This is a genomic window from Citrobacter sp. NCU1 (assembly GCF_010231475.1).
Classification (GTDB): Bacteria; Pseudomonadota; Gammaproteobacteria; order Enterobacterales; family Enterobacteriaceae; genus Citrobacter_D.
On the sequence record NZ_NRDO01000088.1, the window covers coordinates 22,401 to 37,164 of the forward strand.

Annotated in this window: 21 protein-coding genes; 2 read left to right on the forward strand and 19 right to left on the reverse strand. The window is 50.9% G+C overall.

Annotation, left to right across the window (positions count from 1 at the left end; translation table 11 throughout):
• From rplW to rpsJ, 4 genes are read right to left on the reverse strand one after another with little or no spacing between them, the layout of a single operon-like run.
• The gene (gene rplW / locus CJP72_RS22395) at window positions 1–303 is read right to left on the reverse strand and encodes a 50S ribosomal protein L23 (RefSeq protein ID WP_000617546.1); all 303 of its coding nucleotides are present in this window, start codon (window positions 301–303) and stop codon (window positions 1–3) included.
• Window positions 300–905, reverse strand: coding sequence for a 50S ribosomal protein L4 (rplD, locus tag CJP72_RS22400; RefSeq protein ID WP_003031119.1), 606 nt, complete (start codon window positions 903–905; stop codon window positions 300–302). The genes rplW and rplD overlap by 4 nt, the downstream gene beginning before the upstream one ends.
• A 10-nt stretch (window positions 906–915) precedes the next feature.
• Window positions 916–1,545: a 50S ribosomal protein L3 gene (gene rplC / locus CJP72_RS22405; RefSeq protein WP_162383477.1), complete on the reverse strand. Its 630-nt coding sequence runs from the start codon at window positions 1,543–1,545 to the stop codon at window positions 916–918.
• A 32-nt stretch (window positions 1,546–1,577) separates the two neighbouring features.
• Window positions 1,578–1,889, reverse strand: a complete 312-nt coding sequence (gene rpsJ / locus CJP72_RS22410; RefSeq protein WP_001181005.1) for a 30S ribosomal protein S10 — start codon at window positions 1,887–1,889, stop codon at window positions 1,578–1,580.
• A gap of 378 nt (window positions 1,890–2,267) precedes the next feature.
• Between rpsJ and CJP72_RS22415 the strand changes: the two genes are divergently transcribed.
• Window positions 2,268–2,735 (forward strand): prepilin peptidase, encoded by a 468-nt coding sequence (locus CJP72_RS22415; protein ID WP_162383478.1) that lies wholly within the window; start codon window positions 2,268–2,270, stop codon window positions 2,733–2,735.
• Here CJP72_RS22415 and bfr read toward each other — a convergent pair.
• The 11 genes from bfr to fkpA all read right to left on the reverse strand — a co-directional run bounded on the left by bfr (window position 2,732) and on the right by fkpA (window position 10,943).
• Window positions 2,732–3,208 carry a bacterioferritin gene (gene bfr, locus CJP72_RS22420; protein ID WP_162383479.1) on the reverse strand — a complete coding sequence of 159 codons (477 nt, stop codon included), beginning with the start codon at window positions 3,206–3,208 and terminating at the stop codon, window positions 2,732–2,734. The two genes, CJP72_RS22415 and bfr, sit on opposite strands and share 4 nt — an antisense overlap.
• A gap of 72 nt (window positions 3,209–3,280) precedes the next feature.
• On the reverse strand, window positions 3,281–3,475 hold the full coding sequence (gene bfd, locus CJP72_RS22425) for a bacterioferritin-associated ferredoxin (RefSeq protein WP_162383480.1): 195 nt from the start codon (window positions 3,473–3,475) through the stop codon (window positions 3,281–3,283).
• Window positions 3,476–3,656: 181 nt separating this feature from the next.
• A complete protein-coding gene (gene tuf, locus CJP72_RS22430; RefSeq protein ID WP_003031109.1) occupies window positions 3,657–4,841 on the reverse strand; it encodes an elongation factor Tu in 1,185 nt (394 codons plus the stop codon).
• Window positions 4,842–4,911: 70 nt separating this feature from the next.
• Window positions 4,912–7,026: an elongation factor G gene (fusA, locus tag CJP72_RS22435; protein ID WP_162383481.1), complete on the reverse strand. Its 2,115-nt coding sequence runs from the start codon at window positions 7,024–7,026 to the stop codon at window positions 4,912–4,914.
• Between the two features lie 96 nt (window positions 7,027–7,122).
• Window positions 7,123–7,593, reverse strand: a complete 471-nt coding sequence (gene rpsG / locus CJP72_RS22440; RefSeq protein ID WP_003023657.1) for a 30S ribosomal protein S7 — start codon at window positions 7,591–7,593, stop codon at window positions 7,123–7,125.
• Window positions 7,594–7,688: 95 nt separating this feature from the next.
• Complete coding sequence (rpsL, locus tag CJP72_RS22445; protein ID WP_003023654.1) at window positions 7,689–8,063, reverse strand: 30S ribosomal protein S12; 375 nt, start codon at window positions 8,061–8,063, stop codon at window positions 7,689–7,691.
• Between the two features lie 124 nt (window positions 8,064–8,187).
• Window positions 8,188–8,475 carry a sulfurtransferase complex subunit TusB gene (gene tusB / locus CJP72_RS22450; RefSeq protein ID WP_162383516.1) on the reverse strand — a complete coding sequence of 96 codons (288 nt, stop codon included), beginning with the start codon at window positions 8,473–8,475 and terminating at the stop codon, window positions 8,188–8,190.
• A 13-nt stretch (window positions 8,476–8,488) separates the two neighbouring features.
• A complete protein-coding gene (gene tusC / locus CJP72_RS22455) occupies window positions 8,489–8,848 on the reverse strand; it encodes a sulfurtransferase complex subunit TusC (protein WP_162383482.1) in 360 nt (119 codons plus the stop codon).
• Window positions 8,848–9,234, reverse strand: coding sequence for a sulfurtransferase complex subunit TusD (gene tusD / locus CJP72_RS22460; RefSeq protein ID WP_162383483.1), 387 nt, complete (start codon window positions 9,232–9,234; stop codon window positions 8,848–8,850). The genes tusC and tusD overlap by 1 nt, the downstream gene beginning before the upstream one ends.
• Window positions 9,234–9,959 (reverse strand): helix-turn-helix transcriptional regulator, encoded by a 726-nt coding sequence (locus tag CJP72_RS22465; protein WP_162383484.1) that lies wholly within the window; start codon window positions 9,957–9,959, stop codon window positions 9,234–9,236. The genes tusD and CJP72_RS22465 overlap by 1 nt, the downstream gene beginning before the upstream one ends.
• 165 nt (window positions 9,960–10,124) lie before the next feature.
• A complete protein-coding gene (gene fkpA, locus CJP72_RS22470) occupies window positions 10,125–10,943 on the reverse strand; it encodes an FKBP-type peptidyl-prolyl cis-trans isomerase (RefSeq protein ID WP_162383485.1) in 819 nt (272 codons plus the stop codon).
• 218 nt (window positions 10,944–11,161) lie between these two features.
• Here fkpA and CJP72_RS22475 point away from each other — a divergent pair, with 218 nt between their 5' ends.
• Window positions 11,162–11,380, forward strand: coding sequence for a protein SlyX (locus tag CJP72_RS22475; RefSeq protein WP_162383486.1), 219 nt, complete (start codon window positions 11,162–11,164; stop codon window positions 11,378–11,380).
• A gap of 71 nt (window positions 11,381–11,451) precedes the next feature.
• Here the strand turns inward: CJP72_RS22475 and slyD are convergent, their stop codons facing one another.
• From slyD to kefG, 4 genes are all read right to left on the reverse strand, one after another.
• Window positions 11,452–12,033 carry a peptidylprolyl isomerase gene (gene slyD / locus CJP72_RS22480; RefSeq protein WP_162383487.1) on the reverse strand — a complete coding sequence of 194 codons (582 nt, stop codon included), beginning with the start codon at window positions 12,031–12,033 and terminating at the stop codon, window positions 11,452–11,454.
• A gap of 94 nt (window positions 12,034–12,127) precedes the next feature.
• Window positions 12,128–12,328 (reverse strand): YheV family putative zinc ribbon protein, encoded by a 201-nt coding sequence (locus CJP72_RS22485; RefSeq protein ID WP_162383488.1) that lies wholly within the window; start codon window positions 12,326–12,328, stop codon window positions 12,128–12,130.
• 9 nt (window positions 12,329–12,337) lie between these two features.
• Window positions 12,338–14,143, reverse strand: coding sequence for a glutathione-regulated potassium-efflux system protein KefB (gene kefB / locus CJP72_RS22490; RefSeq protein WP_162383489.1), 1,806 nt, complete (start codon window positions 14,141–14,143; stop codon window positions 12,338–12,340).
• Window positions 14,143–14,694, reverse strand: a complete 552-nt coding sequence (gene kefG / locus CJP72_RS22495) for a glutathione-regulated potassium-efflux system ancillary protein KefG (protein WP_162383517.1) — start codon at window positions 14,692–14,694, stop codon at window positions 14,143–14,145. Before kefG ends, kefB begins: the two co-directional genes overlap by 1 nt.
• Window positions 14,695–14,764 lie beyond the last annotated feature (70 nt).

Below are 14,764 nucleotides of genomic sequence, written 5' to 3' on the forward strand. Positions count from 1 at the left end.
TTACTCAGCGCCGCCAACGAAGTCCAGATTCTGGCCTTCTTTCAGGGTGACGTAAGCTTTTTTCCAGTCGCTACGACGACCGATACGCTGTCCGTGACGCTTAACTTTCCCTTTAACAACTAGGGTGTTAACGACTTCGACTTCGACTTCAAACAGTTTCTGCACAGCAGCTTTGATTTCTGCTTTGGTCGCGTCTTTAGCAACTTTGAGAACGATGGTGTTAGTTTTTTCCATCGCAGTAGACGCTTTTTCAGAAACGTGCGGTGCACGCAGCACCTTCAGCAGACGTTCTTCACGAATCATGCCAGCATCTCCTCAACTTGCTTAACAGCATCAGCAGTCATTACGACTTTGTCGAAGGCGATCAGGCTAACCGGGTCGATACCAGTCGCATCGCGTACGTCAACCTTGTGCAGGTTACGTGCGGCCAGGAACAGGTTCTCGTCCAGCTCACCGGTGATGATCAGCACATCTTCCAGAGCCATGTCTTTCAGTTTCTGTGCCAGCAGCTTAGTTTTAGGCGCTTCGACAGAGAATGATTCGACAACGATCAGACGATCCTGACGTACCAGCTCGGACAGAATGCTTTTCAGCGCGCCGCGGTACATCTTTTTGTTAACTTTTTGACTGTGGTCCTGCGGGCGTGCAGCGAAGGTTACGCCACCGGAACGCCAGATCGGGCTCTTGATAGAACCTGAACGCGCACGGCCAGTACCTTTCTGGCGCCACGGCTTTTTGCCTGAACCAGTTACTTCAGCACGAGTCTTCTGAGCACGAGTACCCTGACGAGCACCAGCTGCATAAGCAACAACAACCTGGTGAACCAGCGCTTCGTTGAAATCACGACCGAAGGTAGTTTCGGAAACAGTCAGCGCGCTCTGCGCGTCTTTCAATACTAATTCCATTGCTATCCCCTTACGCCTTCACAGCTGGTTTAACGATCAGGTCGCAACCGGTCGCACCCGGAACACCACCTTTAACCAGCAGCAGGTTGCGCTCAGCGTCAACGCGTACTACGTCAAGGCTCTGAACGGTGACACGCTCGTTACCCATCTGACCTGCCATTTTCTTGCCTTTGAACACTTTGCCCGGAGTCTGGTTCTGACCGATAGAACCCGGAACGCGGTGAGACAAGGAGTTACCGTGAGTAGCGTCCTGGGTACGGAAGTTCCAGCGCTTAACGGTACCAGCGAAACCTTTACCTTTAGAGGTACCGGTTACGTCAACTTTTTTAACGTCAGCAAACAGTTCAACGCTAATGCTCTGACCTACGGTGAATTCTTCACCATCTGCCAGACGGAACTCCCACAGGCCGCGGCCAGCTTCTACGCCAGCTTTAGCAAAGTGGCCAGCTTCCGGCTTAGTTACACGGTTAGCTTTTTTAGCACCGGTGGTAACCTGAACAGCGCGGTAGCCATCATTAGCCAGGTCTTTAACCTGAGTAACGCGGTTTGCTTCAACTTCGATTACGGTTACTGGGATAGATACGCCATCTTCAGTGAAGATGCGGGTCATACCCACTTTTTTACCGACTAAACCAATCATTGTATCAACCTCTCAATCGCTCGATGACCTGATTAACCCAGGCTGATCTGCACGTCTACACCGGCAGCCAGGTCCAGACGCATCAGAGCATCAACGGTTTTTTCAGTTGGCTCAACGATGTCAACCAGACGCTTGTGAGTGCGAATTTCATACTGATCACGCGCGTCTTTGTTAACGTGCGGAGAGATCAGAACGGTAAAGCGCTCTTTGCGGGTCGGCAGCGGGATCGGACCACGAACTTGCGCACCAGTGCGCTTAGCAGTCTCGACGATTTCCGCGGTTGATTGATCGATCAGACGATGATCAAACGCTTTCAAACGGATACGGATTCTTTGGTTCTGCATGAGACCAGAGCTCCAATTATTTTATAGACGAAATAGTTACTCCTCAAACCCATTACGATTGATGGGAGAGTGTAACCGTTCTTACAGAGTTCCCCGATTGGGAACATTGTCTGGTATCGCTTTCGCAGTACCGGTGGCTCATATCGAACCGCTGTCAATATTAGACAAGCCCGCGCATTATACGTAAATCTCAGTCTTACGCAAGCGCCGCGTAGATATTAATCATTTTTTCGACAATGCGGGCGCCGTTCCATTCTGCCTGTAAGCGTTCCGCATTTCTTTTTTTCTGTGGAACGAAAGAAACAAAGCAGCAGATATGACATTGCATGGAAGGCTGTCGCCGCTAATGTGGTCTCACAGTCTACTCAGGAGCCTTCCATGTACTCTGCTCTCCCTTTTCTGCTCACATACCTTTTTTTATCAGGACGTCTGTGGGTCACCGATTTACGAACGGGTTTTTTACCCGATCGATTAACCTGCCCTCTTCTTTGGAGCGGTCTCATTTACCATCAGCTTTTTCTACCCACACGCTTGTCCAATGCCCTATGGGGAGCCGTAGCCGGCTATGTCCTGTTTGCTCTACTGTACTGGGGTTACCGTCTGGCTTACCGACAGGAAGGGCTGGGCTATGGCGATGTAAAATTTCTAGCTGCGCTGGGTGCCTGGCATGAATGGCAGTCCTTACCCTTGCTGGTATTCATTGCCGCGTTTTTGGCCTGTGCCGCAGTAGGGTTGGATTTATTCAGGTATGGTAAGGCGGCATTAAAAAACCCGCTGCCTTTTGGGCCATATATGGCGGCTGCGGGTTTTATCATGGGATGGAAAACACTGATACCGGATAGTTAGTCTGCGACTTTAATTTGTGATTGCAGATAATTTTGCAAGCCAAGTTTCGAAATTAAATCCAGCTCTGTTTCCAGCCAATCGATATGTCCTTCTTCATCAGCAAGAATCTCAATCATCATATCCCTGCTGACATAATCATGAACGGTATCTGCGTAAGCGATAGCTTCACGTAGATCCTTCGCGCCTTCAAGTTCCAGCCTAAGGTCAGATTGCAGCATCTCTTCGACATCCTCACCAATGCCTAACTTGCCGAGATCCTGCAAATTTGGAATACCCTCCAAAAACAAGATACGCTCGATGTACTTATCGGCGTGTTTCATCTCATCAATGGACTCATGGTATTCGACATCATTGAGGCGAGTCAGGCCCCAATTTTTAAACATACGAGCATGGAGAAAATACTGGTTGATCGCGACAAGCTCATTACCCAATAGTTTATTGAGATAACTTATGATTTTAACATCACCTTTCATTTTATAGTCCCTCCGCTTCCACTCTTTGAAGAGTAGATGGGGCTACAGGGATGTCAAAAAAAAGAATGTGACTCAGGCGATCTCTTTAAATTCCGGTATCTGTGTCAATTCGTCCTGCATTACTTCGCGCGCCGCCCGAACACACTTACCACATTGATTTCCAATAGCAATAAACTTTCGCAATTGCTGGAAAGACTGGGGATGAAACTGACGTACCGCCTGACGGATTTTTTTATCACTGACACCATTACACAAACAAACGTACATGATCGCTCCCGTTCAATTTCTGCGCAAAGTGTAAATGAGAATAGTTATGATTACAATAGCACAAATGTATAGACGCAGCCGGAGAGTAATAAAAAATGCGAATAAATATGACAGACTAAATGCCAGACAGCAAAAAGGGCGCCGTAGCGCCCTTTTTAAGGTCAGAACTAATTATTAAATATTAGCTCATTACTTTAGCAACAACGCCCGCGCCAACGGTACGGCCGCCTTCACGGATTGCGAAACGCAGACCGTCGTCCATCGCGATCGGGTGAATCAGGGTAACAACCATTTTGATGTTGTCGCCCGGCATTACCATCTCTACGCCTTCCGGCAGTTCGATGGTGCCAGTCACGTCAGTTGTACGGAAGTAGAACTGCGGACGGTAGCCTTTGAAGAACGGAGTATGACGGCCGCCTTCGTCTTTGGACAGGATATAAACTTCAGATTCGAACTTGGTGTGCGGCTTGATAGAACCCGGCTTAGCCAGTACCTGACCACGTTCGATTTCTTCACGTTTGATACCACGCAGCAGAACACCAACGTTCTCACCAGCACGGCCTTCGTCCAGCAGTTTGCGGAACATTTCAACGCCAGTACAGGTAGACTTGGCAGTCTCTTTGATACCAACGATTTCAACTTCTTCGCCCACTTTGATGATACCGCGCTCTACACGACCGGTAACAACGGTACCACGACCGGAGATGGAGAATACGTCTTCGATAGGCAGCAGGAACGGCTTGTCAATCGCACGCTCTGGTTCCGGGATGTAAGAATCCAGGAAGCCAGCCAGTTCGATGATTTTCGCTTCCCACTCTGCTTCGCCTTCCAGCGCTTTCAGAGCAGAACCACGAACGATCGGAGTGTCGTCGCCCGGGAAATCGTACTGGGACAGAAGTTCACGAACTTCCATTTCTACCAGTTCCAGCAGCTCTTCGTCATCAACCATGTCGCATTTGTTCAGGAACACGATGATGTACGGAACGCCTACCTGACGACCCAGCAGGATGTGCTCACGAGTCTGCGGCATTGGGCCGTCAGTCGCAGCAACAACCAGGATCGCGCCGTCCATCTGCGCAGCACCGGTGATCATGTTTTTAACATAGTCGGCGTGGCCCGGGCAGTCTACGTGTGCGTAGTGGCGAGTCGGGGTGTCATATTCAACGTGAGAAGTGTTGATGGTGATACCACGAGCTTTTTCTTCCGGTGCGTTATCGATCTGGTCGAATGCACGAGCAGCACCGCCGTAGGTTTTAGCCAGTACGGTAGTGATTGCAGCAGTCAGAGTAGTTTTACCGTGGTCAACGTGGCCGATAGTACCAACGTTGACGTGCGGTTTTGTACGTTCAAATTTTTCTTTAGACACGGCTATATTCCTTACTATAGTGCTCTCCCCTTCAGGAGAGAGCACGGGACTTAGGTTTTAACCCCGGGGCTTACTTACCACGGGCTTCGATTACGGCCTGAGCAACGTTGTTCGGCGCATCATCATACTTCAGGAATTCCATCGTGTATGATGCACGACCTTTGGTCAGAGAACGCAGCTGAGTTGCATATCCGAACATTTCAGACAGCGGCACTTCAGCGTGGATCTTAACGCCAGTCACTTCAGATTCCTGACCGCGCAGCATACCGCGACGACGGCTCAAGTCACCGATAACGTCACCGGTGTTCTCTTCCGGAGTCTCTACTTCAACCTTCATGATAGGCTCAAGCAGAACTGGTTTCGCTTTCTTAAAGCCATCTTTGAAGGCGATAGAAGCGGCCAGTTTAAACGCCAGCTCAGAGGAGTCAACGTCATGGTAAGAACCGAAGTGCAAACGCACGCCCAGATCAACAACCGGGTAACCCGCCAGCGGGCCAGATTTCAGCTGTTCCTGGATACCTTTATCAACGGCAGGGATGTATTCGCCAGGAATTACACCACCTTTGATGTCGTTGATGAACTCGTAACCTTTCGGGTTAGAGCCCGGCTCCAGCGGGTACATGTCGATAACGACGTGACCATACTGACCACGACCACCAGACTGTTTCGCGTGTTTACCTTCGATATCGGTAACTTTCGCACGAATCGCTTCGCGGTAAGCAACCTGAGGTTTACCGACGTTCGCTTCAACGTTGAATTCACGCTTCATACGGTCAACGATGATGTCGAGGTGCAGTTCACCCATACCGGCGATGATGGTCTGGTTAGATTCTTCGTCAGTCCATACGCGGAAAGACGGGTCTTCTTTAGCCAGACGACCCAGAGCCAGACCCATTTTTTCCTGGTCAGCTTTGGTTTTCGGTTCTACGGCGATGGAGATTACCGGCTCAGGGAATTCCATACGCTCCAGAATGATCGGGTTCTCCGGATCACACAGAGTATCACCTGTAGTCACGTCTTTCAGACCGATCGCAGCAGCGATGTCGCCTGCGCGAACTTCTTTGATCTCTTCACGTTTGTTAGCGTGCATCTGAACGATACGACCGAAACGCTCACGTGCAGATTTCACGGAGTTCAGTACGGTATCACCAGAGTTAACCACACCGGAGTACACACGGAAGAAGGTCAGGTTACCTACGAACGGGTCGGTAGCGATTTTGAACGCCAGTGCAGAGAACGGCTCGTCATCACTTGCGTGACGCTCAGCCGGAGTATCTTTACCGTCGTCCAGGATACCGTTGATCGCAGGAACATCAGTCGGAGCCGGCAGGTAATCGATTACCGCATCCAGCATCGCCTGAACACCTTTGTTCTTAAACGCAGAACCGCAGGTTACCAGGATGATTTCGTTGTTCAGAACGCGCTGACGCAGAGCTTTCTTGATTTCTTCCTCGGTCAGCTCTTCGCCACCCAGGTATTTTTCCATCAGCTCTTCAGACGCTTCCGCAGCGGACTCAATCAGGTTCTGGTGCCATTCTTCAGCCAGTTCCTGCATGTCAGCCGGGATATCTTCGTATTCGAAGGTTACACCTGCGTCTGCTTCGTTCCAGTTGATGGCTTTCATTTTCACCAGGTCAACAACACCGGTGAAACCTTCTTCAGCACCAATTGCCAGCTGCAGCGGAACCGGGTTCGCGCCCAGACGGGTTTTGATCTGACCAACAACTTTCAGGAAGTTCGCACCCATGCGGTCCATTTTGTTAACGAACGCAATACGCGGAACTTTATATTTGTTTGCCTGACGCCATACGGTTTCAGACTGCGGCTGAACACCACCAACTGCGCAGTAAACCATTACCGCACCATCAAGAACACGCATGGAACGTTCTACTTCGATAGTGAAGTCAACGTGCCCCGGGGTGTCGATGATGTTTACGCGATGCGGCTCATACTGCTTAGCCATACCTGACCAGAATGCAGTAGTCGCTGCGGAAGTGATGGTAATACCACGTTCCTGCTCCTGCTCCATCCAGTCCATGGTAGCTGCGCCGTCATGAACTTCACCGATTTTATGGTTTACACCGGTGTAGAACAGAATACGTTCGGTAGTGGTGGTTTTACCGGCGTCGATGTGCGCACTGATACCGATGTTACGGTAGCGTGCGATGGGTGTTGTACGAGCCATTTGATTCCTCGTTTATCTTTTAGGCGTTCAATTTAAGTAGCCCAAAGCGGGCTGCTTGCAAGAAGCGCCCGCCTGGTGACTATTACTCCGAAGGGATTACCAACGGTAGTGTGCGAACGCCTTGTTGGCTTCTGCCATACGGTGAACGTCTTCACGTTTCTTAACTGCAGTACCTTTGTTTTCTGCAGCATCAGAAAGTTCGTTCGCCAGGCGCAGAGCCATGGATTTATCACCGCGTTTACGAGCAGCTTCAACGATCCAACGCATTGCCAGAGCATTACGACGAACCGGACGGACTTCAACTGGTACCTGATAAGTAGAACCACCAACGCGGCGAGACTTAACTTCGACAGTCGGGCGCACGTTTTCGAGAGCTACTTCGAAAGCTTCCAGTTCGTTTTTACCAGAACGCTGAGCCAGGGTCTCAAGCGCGCTGTATACGATAGTTTCGGCAGTAGATTTTTTACCATCTACCATCAGGATATTTACAAATTTAGCCAGCAGTTCTGATCCGAACTTCGGATCCGGCAGAATTTTACGCTGACCAATGACGCGACGACGTGGCATGGAAATACTCCGTTGTTAATTCAGGATTGTCCAAAACTCTACGAGTTTAGTTTGACATTAATTTAAAACGTTTGGCCTTACTTAACGGAGAACCATTAAGCCTTAGGACGTTTCACGCCATACTTGGAGCGTGATTGCTTACGGTCTTTAACGCCGGAGCAGTCAAGCGCACCACGAACGGTGTGGTAACGAACACCCGGGAGGTCTTTTACACGACCGCCACGGATCAGGATCACGGAGTGCTCCTGCAGGTTGTGACCTTCACCACCGATGTAGGAAGTCACTTCAAAACCGTTAGTCAAACGAACACGACATACTTTACGCAGTGCGGAGTTCGGTTTTTTAGGAGTGGTAGTATATACACGAGTACATACGCCACGTTTTTGCGGGCATGCTTCCAGCGCAGGCACGTTGCTTTTTGCAACTTTGCGTGCACGTGGTTTGCGTACCAGCTGGTTAACTGTTGCCATTAAATAGCTCCTGGTTTTAGCTTTTGCTTCGTAAACACGTAATAAAACGCCCTCACACAATATGAGGACGCAGAATTTTAGGGCGGCGTCGAAAAGGTGTCAAGAAATATACAACAATCCCGCATTACCAGGTCATCTGGCGGGGATGTTTCGCCACAAGTCTGACGAAGTCAGTATAGTCAACCCTGACGACACTGTCTGAAATTTGACCAGCCAAACCGCGAGCTTTAATGTCTTCTTCCAGCACGTATATCTTAATGGGGGCATTCAGCAAACTTTCAAGGAAACGGCTGCCTTCAATGGCGGCCATCACACCATCCTGTAGCAACAAAAGTTCATCCCCTTCTTTGAGCAGACGAAAGAGAGAGGAGAGATCCGAATGCCACGCAGAGCGATGTAAAATATGCAGTATAGACATAAGGACCTCAGAAATTCAGGATAACGTCATAGCCGTCAAGCTCATTGCGCAACGCCTCCGATTCAAGCAGAGTCACATCAATGACAAAGTGCGAGTCTTCCGACAGACCACGTTCACGCAAAGAAGTGGCACAAAGCCAACACTGCTCAATATCGTAGAGTTCCAGCAGTTTAAAGGTAGCAATGTAGTCACGCGCCAGTACCGCATCAGGTTTTTGCCCCTGAAGTATCTGAAAAACGCCATCGCCAATAAAAAAGACACCAAGCTCTTCTGTTAATGCGGATGTTGCCAGTAGCGCATCCAGTCCTTCACGACCCGATGCGCTACCGTGCGGCGCCGTTGAAAATACAAAAGCAATGCGTTTCATTAAAATTGCACCACGCGATCGCAGGTCAGCGACGCTTCCGCCAGAGCCCCAAGCCCACTGAGAATAAACCCTGGCTGCAAGTTAGCCGCAGCCAGACCCAGTCTTGCGGCCTCCGTCTCATCCACAATACCCCGGCGCAATGCTGCCGCAACGCAGATGTTTAACGTCACACCATAAGTTTGATTCAGTTGTTGCCAGGCACGTACCACGTCAAATTCATCACTGGCAGGCGAGGTCAGCATGTTTGCGTTATACACACCTTCCCGGTAGAAAAAGACACTGCTCAGCTCGTGCCCCTCATTGAGCACCGCATGGGCAAACTGCAAGGCGCTGCTCGCCTGCTGTGTGCCGTAAGCCGGGCCAGTGACCACAATGGCGAAACGCATTACTTATTATCCTGTCCCTGAAAATCACCGCTTTTGAACTGACGTATGTAGAGATATACCGTGTGCTTGGAGATGTTCAGGCGGTCAGCCACCTGGTTAATCGCATCTTTGATATCGAAGATGCCTTTCTCGTAGAGGTTGAGCACAATCTGGCGGTTCTTCGTATTGTTAGACACGTTGCGGTCGGCGTTCACTTCTTCAATCGTGAACTCCAGCGTTTGCGTGACCAAATCTTCTACCGAGGAGGCAAAGTTAACTGAGGAACCCACTTCCGGCGTTTCCGGCGGAATGAAGGTATTCATAATCTGTGAGAACGGTACATCAAGGTTCATGTTAATGCACAGCAGACCAATCACACGATGCTCGCGGTTGCGAATAGCGATCGTCACCGACTTCATCAAGACACCGCTTTTCGCGCGTGTAAAGTAGCACTTCGACACGCTGCTGTCCGCACCCGTCATGTCATGCAGCATGCGCAACGCAAGGTCAGTAATCGGCGAGCCAATTTTGCGGCCCGTGTGTTCACCGTTAGCAATGCGAATTGCTGAGCATTTCAAATCCTGCAAAGAGTGCAATACGATTTCACAATGGGAACCAATGAGCATCGCTAACCCGTCCACCACCGCTTCGTAGGATTTCAGAATATCGAAGTCGGTTTGATCGAAAGGACGTTGATCCAGTAAATCAAGCTCACTGGTTTCGTTGGTTAAAAGCGACCTGGACATGAAAAAAAACACTCCTTTTCAGGAGCCTGTCGGTATGTTTTCAGGGCAGGCTCATTATTTACGCGGACAACTAAATTAATACAGCGGAGGTTCCGCTTTCCAGTACTAATTATATCCGGCCTGCAATTAAAAAACCGCCGCCATACTGGCGGCGGTTCTCAGTTTTTATTTTTTAGCAGCATCTGCTGCTTTGGCGTCAGCTTCTGCTGGCGCTGCGGCATCGGCTTTCGGTGCTGGTTTGATGTCCAGCAACTCTACGTCGAATACCAGCGTAGAGTTAGCCGGGATACCCGGTACGCCCGTTTTGCCGTAAGCCAGATCCGGTGGAATAACCAGTTGGATCTTACCGCCTTTCTTGATGTTCTTCAGGCCTTCAGTCCAGCCAGGGATCACACCATCCAGACGGAAAGAGAGCGGCTCACCACGGGTGTAAGAGTTATCGAACTCTTTACCGTCAATCAGCGTACCTTTGTAATTCACCACTACAGTGTCGCTGTCTTTCGGCGCATCGCCAGTACCGGCTTTTTCTACTTTATAGACAAGGCCAGTAGAAGAGGTTTTAGCCCCTTTCTCTTTTGCGAATTTCTCGCGGAATGCTTTACCTTTAGCTTCGTTTTCAGTCGCGTCTTTTTCCATCTTCGCCTGAGCGGAGCTCTTCACGCGAGCTTCAAACGCCTGCAGAGTTTGTTCGATTTCCTGGTCAGACAATTTGCTCTTGTCTGCAAACGCATCCTGAACACCCGCGATCAGCTGATCTTTGTCCAGTTTAATGCCTAATTTTTCCTGTTCCTTCAGGGAATTTTCCATGTAACGACCCAGAGAAGCACCCAGCGCATAGGCTGATTTCTGATCGTCATTTTTGAACGCAGCTTTGCTGTCGGCAGTTGCCGCAGGTTTTGCAGCATCAGCAGCGAAAGTGATCGGAGCGTGCAGAGCAACGGCCATTGTGGTCGCCAGCAGCGTTACTTTAAACAGTGATTTCATCCATATCTCCAGGGCCGGGGCATCTCACCCCAGGGTTAACTTACACAAGAAACGTACTATAAAGCGTTGTAGAACAAATCAACATACGAACACGCCCTATTATCACCCCTTTTCAGACTCTTTTTGTTTAATTTAGTTTCCTGAAAGACGAATGAGTACTGTGCAATCCCATAAAGTTAAGTAGAATCCGCGGCCGGGGACAACAAAAGAGGTGAATCATGCAGGATATAACGATGGAAGCTCGCCTGGCTGAACTGGAGAGTCGCCTGGCTTTTCAGGAGATCACCATTGAAGAACTCAATGTGACAGTGACCGCTCATGAGATGGAAATGGCTAAATTACGCGATCATCTGCGTTTGCTGACGGATAAACTCAAAGCCAGTCAACCGTCAAACATTGCCTCTCAGTCCGAAGAGACGCCACCGCCGCATTATTGAGACGTAAAAAAAGCGGGTTCCCCCGCTTTTTCGAGCCCGGTATCGCTACGCTTACCGGGCCAGCATGCCGATTAATGGCAACCGCAACCGCCATTACCGCCACAACCACCTTTGCCGTGCTCATGACCGTGGTCATGGCCGTGGCCACCGCAGCAACCTTCGTGATCGTGGTCATGGTCGTGACCGTGCGCACCGTGAACATGGCCATGAGCCAGCTCTTCTTCGGTCGCTTCACGAATCGCCACAACTTCCACGTTGAATTTCAGATTCTGGCCAGCCAGCATGTGGTTACCGTCAACCACAACGTGGTCGTCTTCCACTTCGGTAATTTCTACCGGTACTGGACCCTGGTCGGTTTCCGCCAGGAAGCGCATGCCAACCTGCAGTTCGTCAACACCCATGAACACGTCTTTAGGAACGCGCTGCACCAGGTTTTCGTCATACTGACCGTAAGCGTCGTTAGCGCCAACTGCAACGTCAAATTTGTCGCCAACATCGTGACCTTCCAGCGCCGTTTCCAGGCCAGAGATCAGGGAACCGTGACCATGCAGGTAGTCCAGCGGCGCACTCACCGGAGACTCATCAACCAACACACCGTCTTCTGTACGTACCTGATAGGCCAGGCTGACCACCAGGTCTTTTGCTACTTTCATGATATCTCCTGAGCATGGGAAGAATAGTGGCGCAGATTGTAGCGGAATTCTGCACTCGTGTACCCACTAGCTTAAAAAAACCTGCTACATATCGCTAGTCCGGATGAAAAATCCCGATCACTTGCTCTTCTTTGCGAACATGCTCGCGCGCCGCCTTATCGGCTTCACGCATCTGATGACCACACTTAACGCATTCAACAATATCAATATTATTTTCTCGCCACATCGCCAGAGAATCCTGCGCCTGGCAAGATGGGCATTTTGCACCTGCAATAAAACGTTTACGAATTGCCATACTGATCCCCTACTCAAATTCATCCCAGCCATCCAGCTGGCGCCGTTCTTTCTGCATCTCTCGCTGGAAGATCTCCTCCAGCTCGCGTCGGGCTTCCGTGGCGCGTGAGATTTGAACCGTATCGGTATGCATCGGGATCAACTCCCGTAGCATACGCATATCCAGGCGACGAAAGTGCAGTTGCGCCCGCTGTGCCTGATGCGGATGCATCCCTAATGACACCAGCGTTTTACGCCCCAGTTCCAGCGCACTGGAAAAAGTTTCACGCGAAAACTGTGTCACCCCAACCTGTAATAACTCATGTGCTTCTACACGTCCGCGCGCCCGCGCAAGAATATGTAAATGCGGAAAATGCTGTTGACACAGTTCTACCAGCTTCATGGTGTCTTCAGGCTCGTTACAGGTGATCACAATCGATTCCGCCGCTTCCGCCCCCGCCGAACGCAGGAGATCCACCTGAGTGGCATCACCGTAATACACCTTGTAGCCATACTTACGCATCAGGTTGACGGCACTGATATCCCGCTCAAGCACCGTAATACGCATCTTGTTCGCCATCAACAAACGCCCAATCACCTGACCGAATCGTCCAAATCCCACCACAATGACCTGCGGCTTATCATCATCCACCCAGGGGGCTTCGTCTTCCTCTTCCGGGCCATTGATCTGTCTGGAAAGCCATTTATCAATGAGCTTCATTAGCAATGGCGTCGTCATCATCGACAGCGTGACCGTTACCAGCAACAGCGCCATCTGATCGCCCTGGAACAGTCGCTGAGAAGACGCGGTCGAAAAGAGCACAAAAGCAAACTCGCCCCCCTGACTCAATACGCCCGCAAACTGCATGCGTTCCGAACTCCTCACGCCATACACGCGCGCCAGCAAATAGAGCACCAGCGTCTTGACGGCCACCAGAATGACGACGCTGATCGCGACCCACAGCAGATGGGTATAGAGCACCCCAAGATTCAACGACATTCCTACCGAAATAAAGAACAGCCCCAGCAGCAAGCCCTTAAAGGGATCGATGGCGGTTTCCAGCTCATGGCGGTATTCGCTTTCCGCCAGTAACACACCGGCAATAAACGTCCCCAGCGCCATCGACAGCCCCAGCGCGTCCATGAACAGCGCCGAAGCCAGCACCAACAGCAGGGTGGCGGCCGTAAAAACCTCCCTCACCCCCGAACTGGCGATAAAGCGAAACACAGGGCGCAGCAGATAGCGTCCGCCAATCAGCATGCCCGCAAATGCCAGTACCTTCATGCCCACTTTGATCCAGTCAAAATGTTCATCGGCGGAACCCGCCAACAGCGGCACCAGCGCCAGCGCCGGGATCACTGCCAAATCCTGAAACAGCAGTACAGAAAAACCCAGTTGCCCGGATTCACTGCGATTCATCCCTTTTTCACGCATTAACTGAAGCGCCATAGCGGTTGATGACATTGCCAGACCAATCCCGCCGACTACCGCCGCCTGCCATGAGAAGCGGGTCAGCATCAGTAGTCCCGCCAGCACCGCCGCGCTCAACATCACCTGCGCCGCCCCAACGCCAAAAATAGAGCGTCGCAACTGCCAGAGCTTTGAGGGATTCAGTTCCAGGCCAATAATAAACATCAGGAAGACTACGCCCAGCTCAGAGAAATGCAGGATCTCATCAACGTCGCTGATAAACCCCAGCCCCCACGGACCAATAGCGATCCCGGCCAGCAAATAGCCCAGGACAGCGCCGATACCCAGTCGCGCGGCCAACGGCACCGCAACGACAGCCGCGAAGAGAAACAGCACACCTGCCAGTAATAAATCGGAACCTTCCATCAGCGACCTCCCGCAACAACAGGGTTTGCCAGCCATTCACCATACGCCCTGGCATGGCTGGCTAATTCCTGCGCACTTTGTCGCCTGGCCCAGTAAATAATGATTGGACTCATCCAATGCATACGACACATCGCCGCCGTCAGTTCAAAGGGGCGCAACACGTCACTCATCGGATAACGGTTCAGCGCGTCATAGCGGTATGCACTTTCCGGTTCGCCGGTGGTGATCACGCTTCGCCAGTACTTTCCCGCCAGTTGATTTCCTCCGGGACCGCTGGCAAAACCACGGCTCAACACCCGGTCGAACCACTCTTTGAGCAGTGCCGGGCAACTGTAGGTATATAAAGGGTGCTGAAAAACAATCACATCGTGTTCACGCAGCAGTGCCTGCTCATGCGGAATATCGATAAAAAAATCAGGGTAGTGCGCGTAAAGATCGTGCACCGTCACATTACTGAGCTGCATGGCCGGCTTAAGCAGAACCCGATTGGCGACCGAGTCCTGAGATTCCGGATGGGCATACAGCAGCAAAACTTTCGCTGGCTGGGACATCATCCCCCTCCCGGTTTTTGTGTATAGTCGTTGTTTTGGGCTACCATTGCGCTCCAGTGCGGCAGTACGC

Excerpts from the sequence above, each read along its gene's own strand:
- CJP72_RS22485 (WP_162383488.1), bottom strand. The coding sequence starts at position 12,328 with ATGGCAATTCGTAAACGTTTTATTGCAGGTGCAAAATGCCCATCTTGC.
- fkpA (WP_162383485.1), bottom strand. The coding sequence starts at position 10,943 with ATGAAATCACTGTTTAAAGTAACGCTGCTGGCGACCACAATGGCCGTT.
- rpsL (WP_003023654.1), bottom strand. The coding sequence starts at position 8,063 with ATGGCAACAGTTAACCAGCTGGTACGCAAACCACGTGCACGCAAAGTT.
- fusA (WP_162383481.1), bottom strand. The coding sequence starts at position 7,026 with ATGGCTCGTACAACACCCATCGCACGCTACCGTAACATCGGTATCAGT.
- rplW (WP_000617546.1), bottom strand. The coding sequence starts at position 303 with ATGATTCGTGAAGAACGTCTGCTGAAGGTGCTGCGTGCACCGCACGTT.
- kefB (WP_162383489.1), bottom strand. The coding sequence starts at position 14,143 with ATGGAAGGTTCCGATTTATTACTGGCAGGTGTGCTGTTTCTCTTCGCG.
- rplD (WP_003031119.1), bottom strand. The coding sequence starts at position 905 with ATGGAATTAGTATTGAAAGACGCGCAGAGCGCGCTGACTGTTTCCGAA.
- CJP72_RS22475 (WP_162383486.1), top strand. The coding sequence starts at position 11,162 with ATGCAGGATATAACGATGGAAGCTCGCCTGGCTGAACTGGAGAGTCGC.
- CJP72_RS22465 (WP_162383484.1), bottom strand. The coding sequence starts at position 9,959 with ATGTCCAGGTCGCTTTTAACCAACGAAACCAGTGAGCTTGATTTACTG.
- rpsG (WP_003023657.1), bottom strand. The coding sequence starts at position 7,593 with ATGCCACGTCGTCGCGTCATTGGTCAGCGTAAAATTCTGCCGGATCCG.
- rplC (WP_162383477.1), bottom strand. The coding sequence starts at position 1,545 with ATGATTGGTTTAGTCGGTAAAAAAGTGGGTATGACCCGCATCTTCACT.
- slyD (WP_162383487.1), bottom strand. The coding sequence starts at position 12,033 with ATGAAAGTAGCAAAAGACCTGGTGGTCAGCCTGGCCTATCAGGTACGT.
- kefG (WP_162383517.1), bottom strand. The coding sequence starts at position 14,694 with ATGTCCCAGCCAGCGAAAGTTTTGCTGCTGTATGCCCATCCGGAATCT.
- bfr (WP_162383479.1), bottom strand. The coding sequence starts at position 3,208 with ATGAAAGGTGATGTTAAAATCATAAGTTATCTCAATAAACTATTGGGT.
- CJP72_RS22415 (WP_162383478.1), top strand. The coding sequence starts at position 2,268 with ATGTACTCTGCTCTCCCTTTTCTGCTCACATACCTTTTTTTATCAGGA.
- rpsJ (WP_001181005.1), bottom strand. The coding sequence starts at position 1,889 with ATGCAGAACCAAAGAATCCGTATCCGTTTGAAAGCGTTTGATCATCGT.
- bfd (WP_162383480.1), bottom strand. The coding sequence starts at position 3,475 with ATGTACGTTTGTTTGTGTAATGGTGTCAGTGATAAAAAAATCCGTCAG.
- tusC (WP_162383482.1), bottom strand. The coding sequence starts at position 8,848 with ATGAAACGCATTGCTTTTGTATTTTCAACGGCGCCGCACGGTAGCGCA.
- tusD (WP_162383483.1), bottom strand. The coding sequence starts at position 9,234 with ATGCGTTTCGCCATTGTGGTCACTGGCCCGGCTTACGGCACACAGCAG.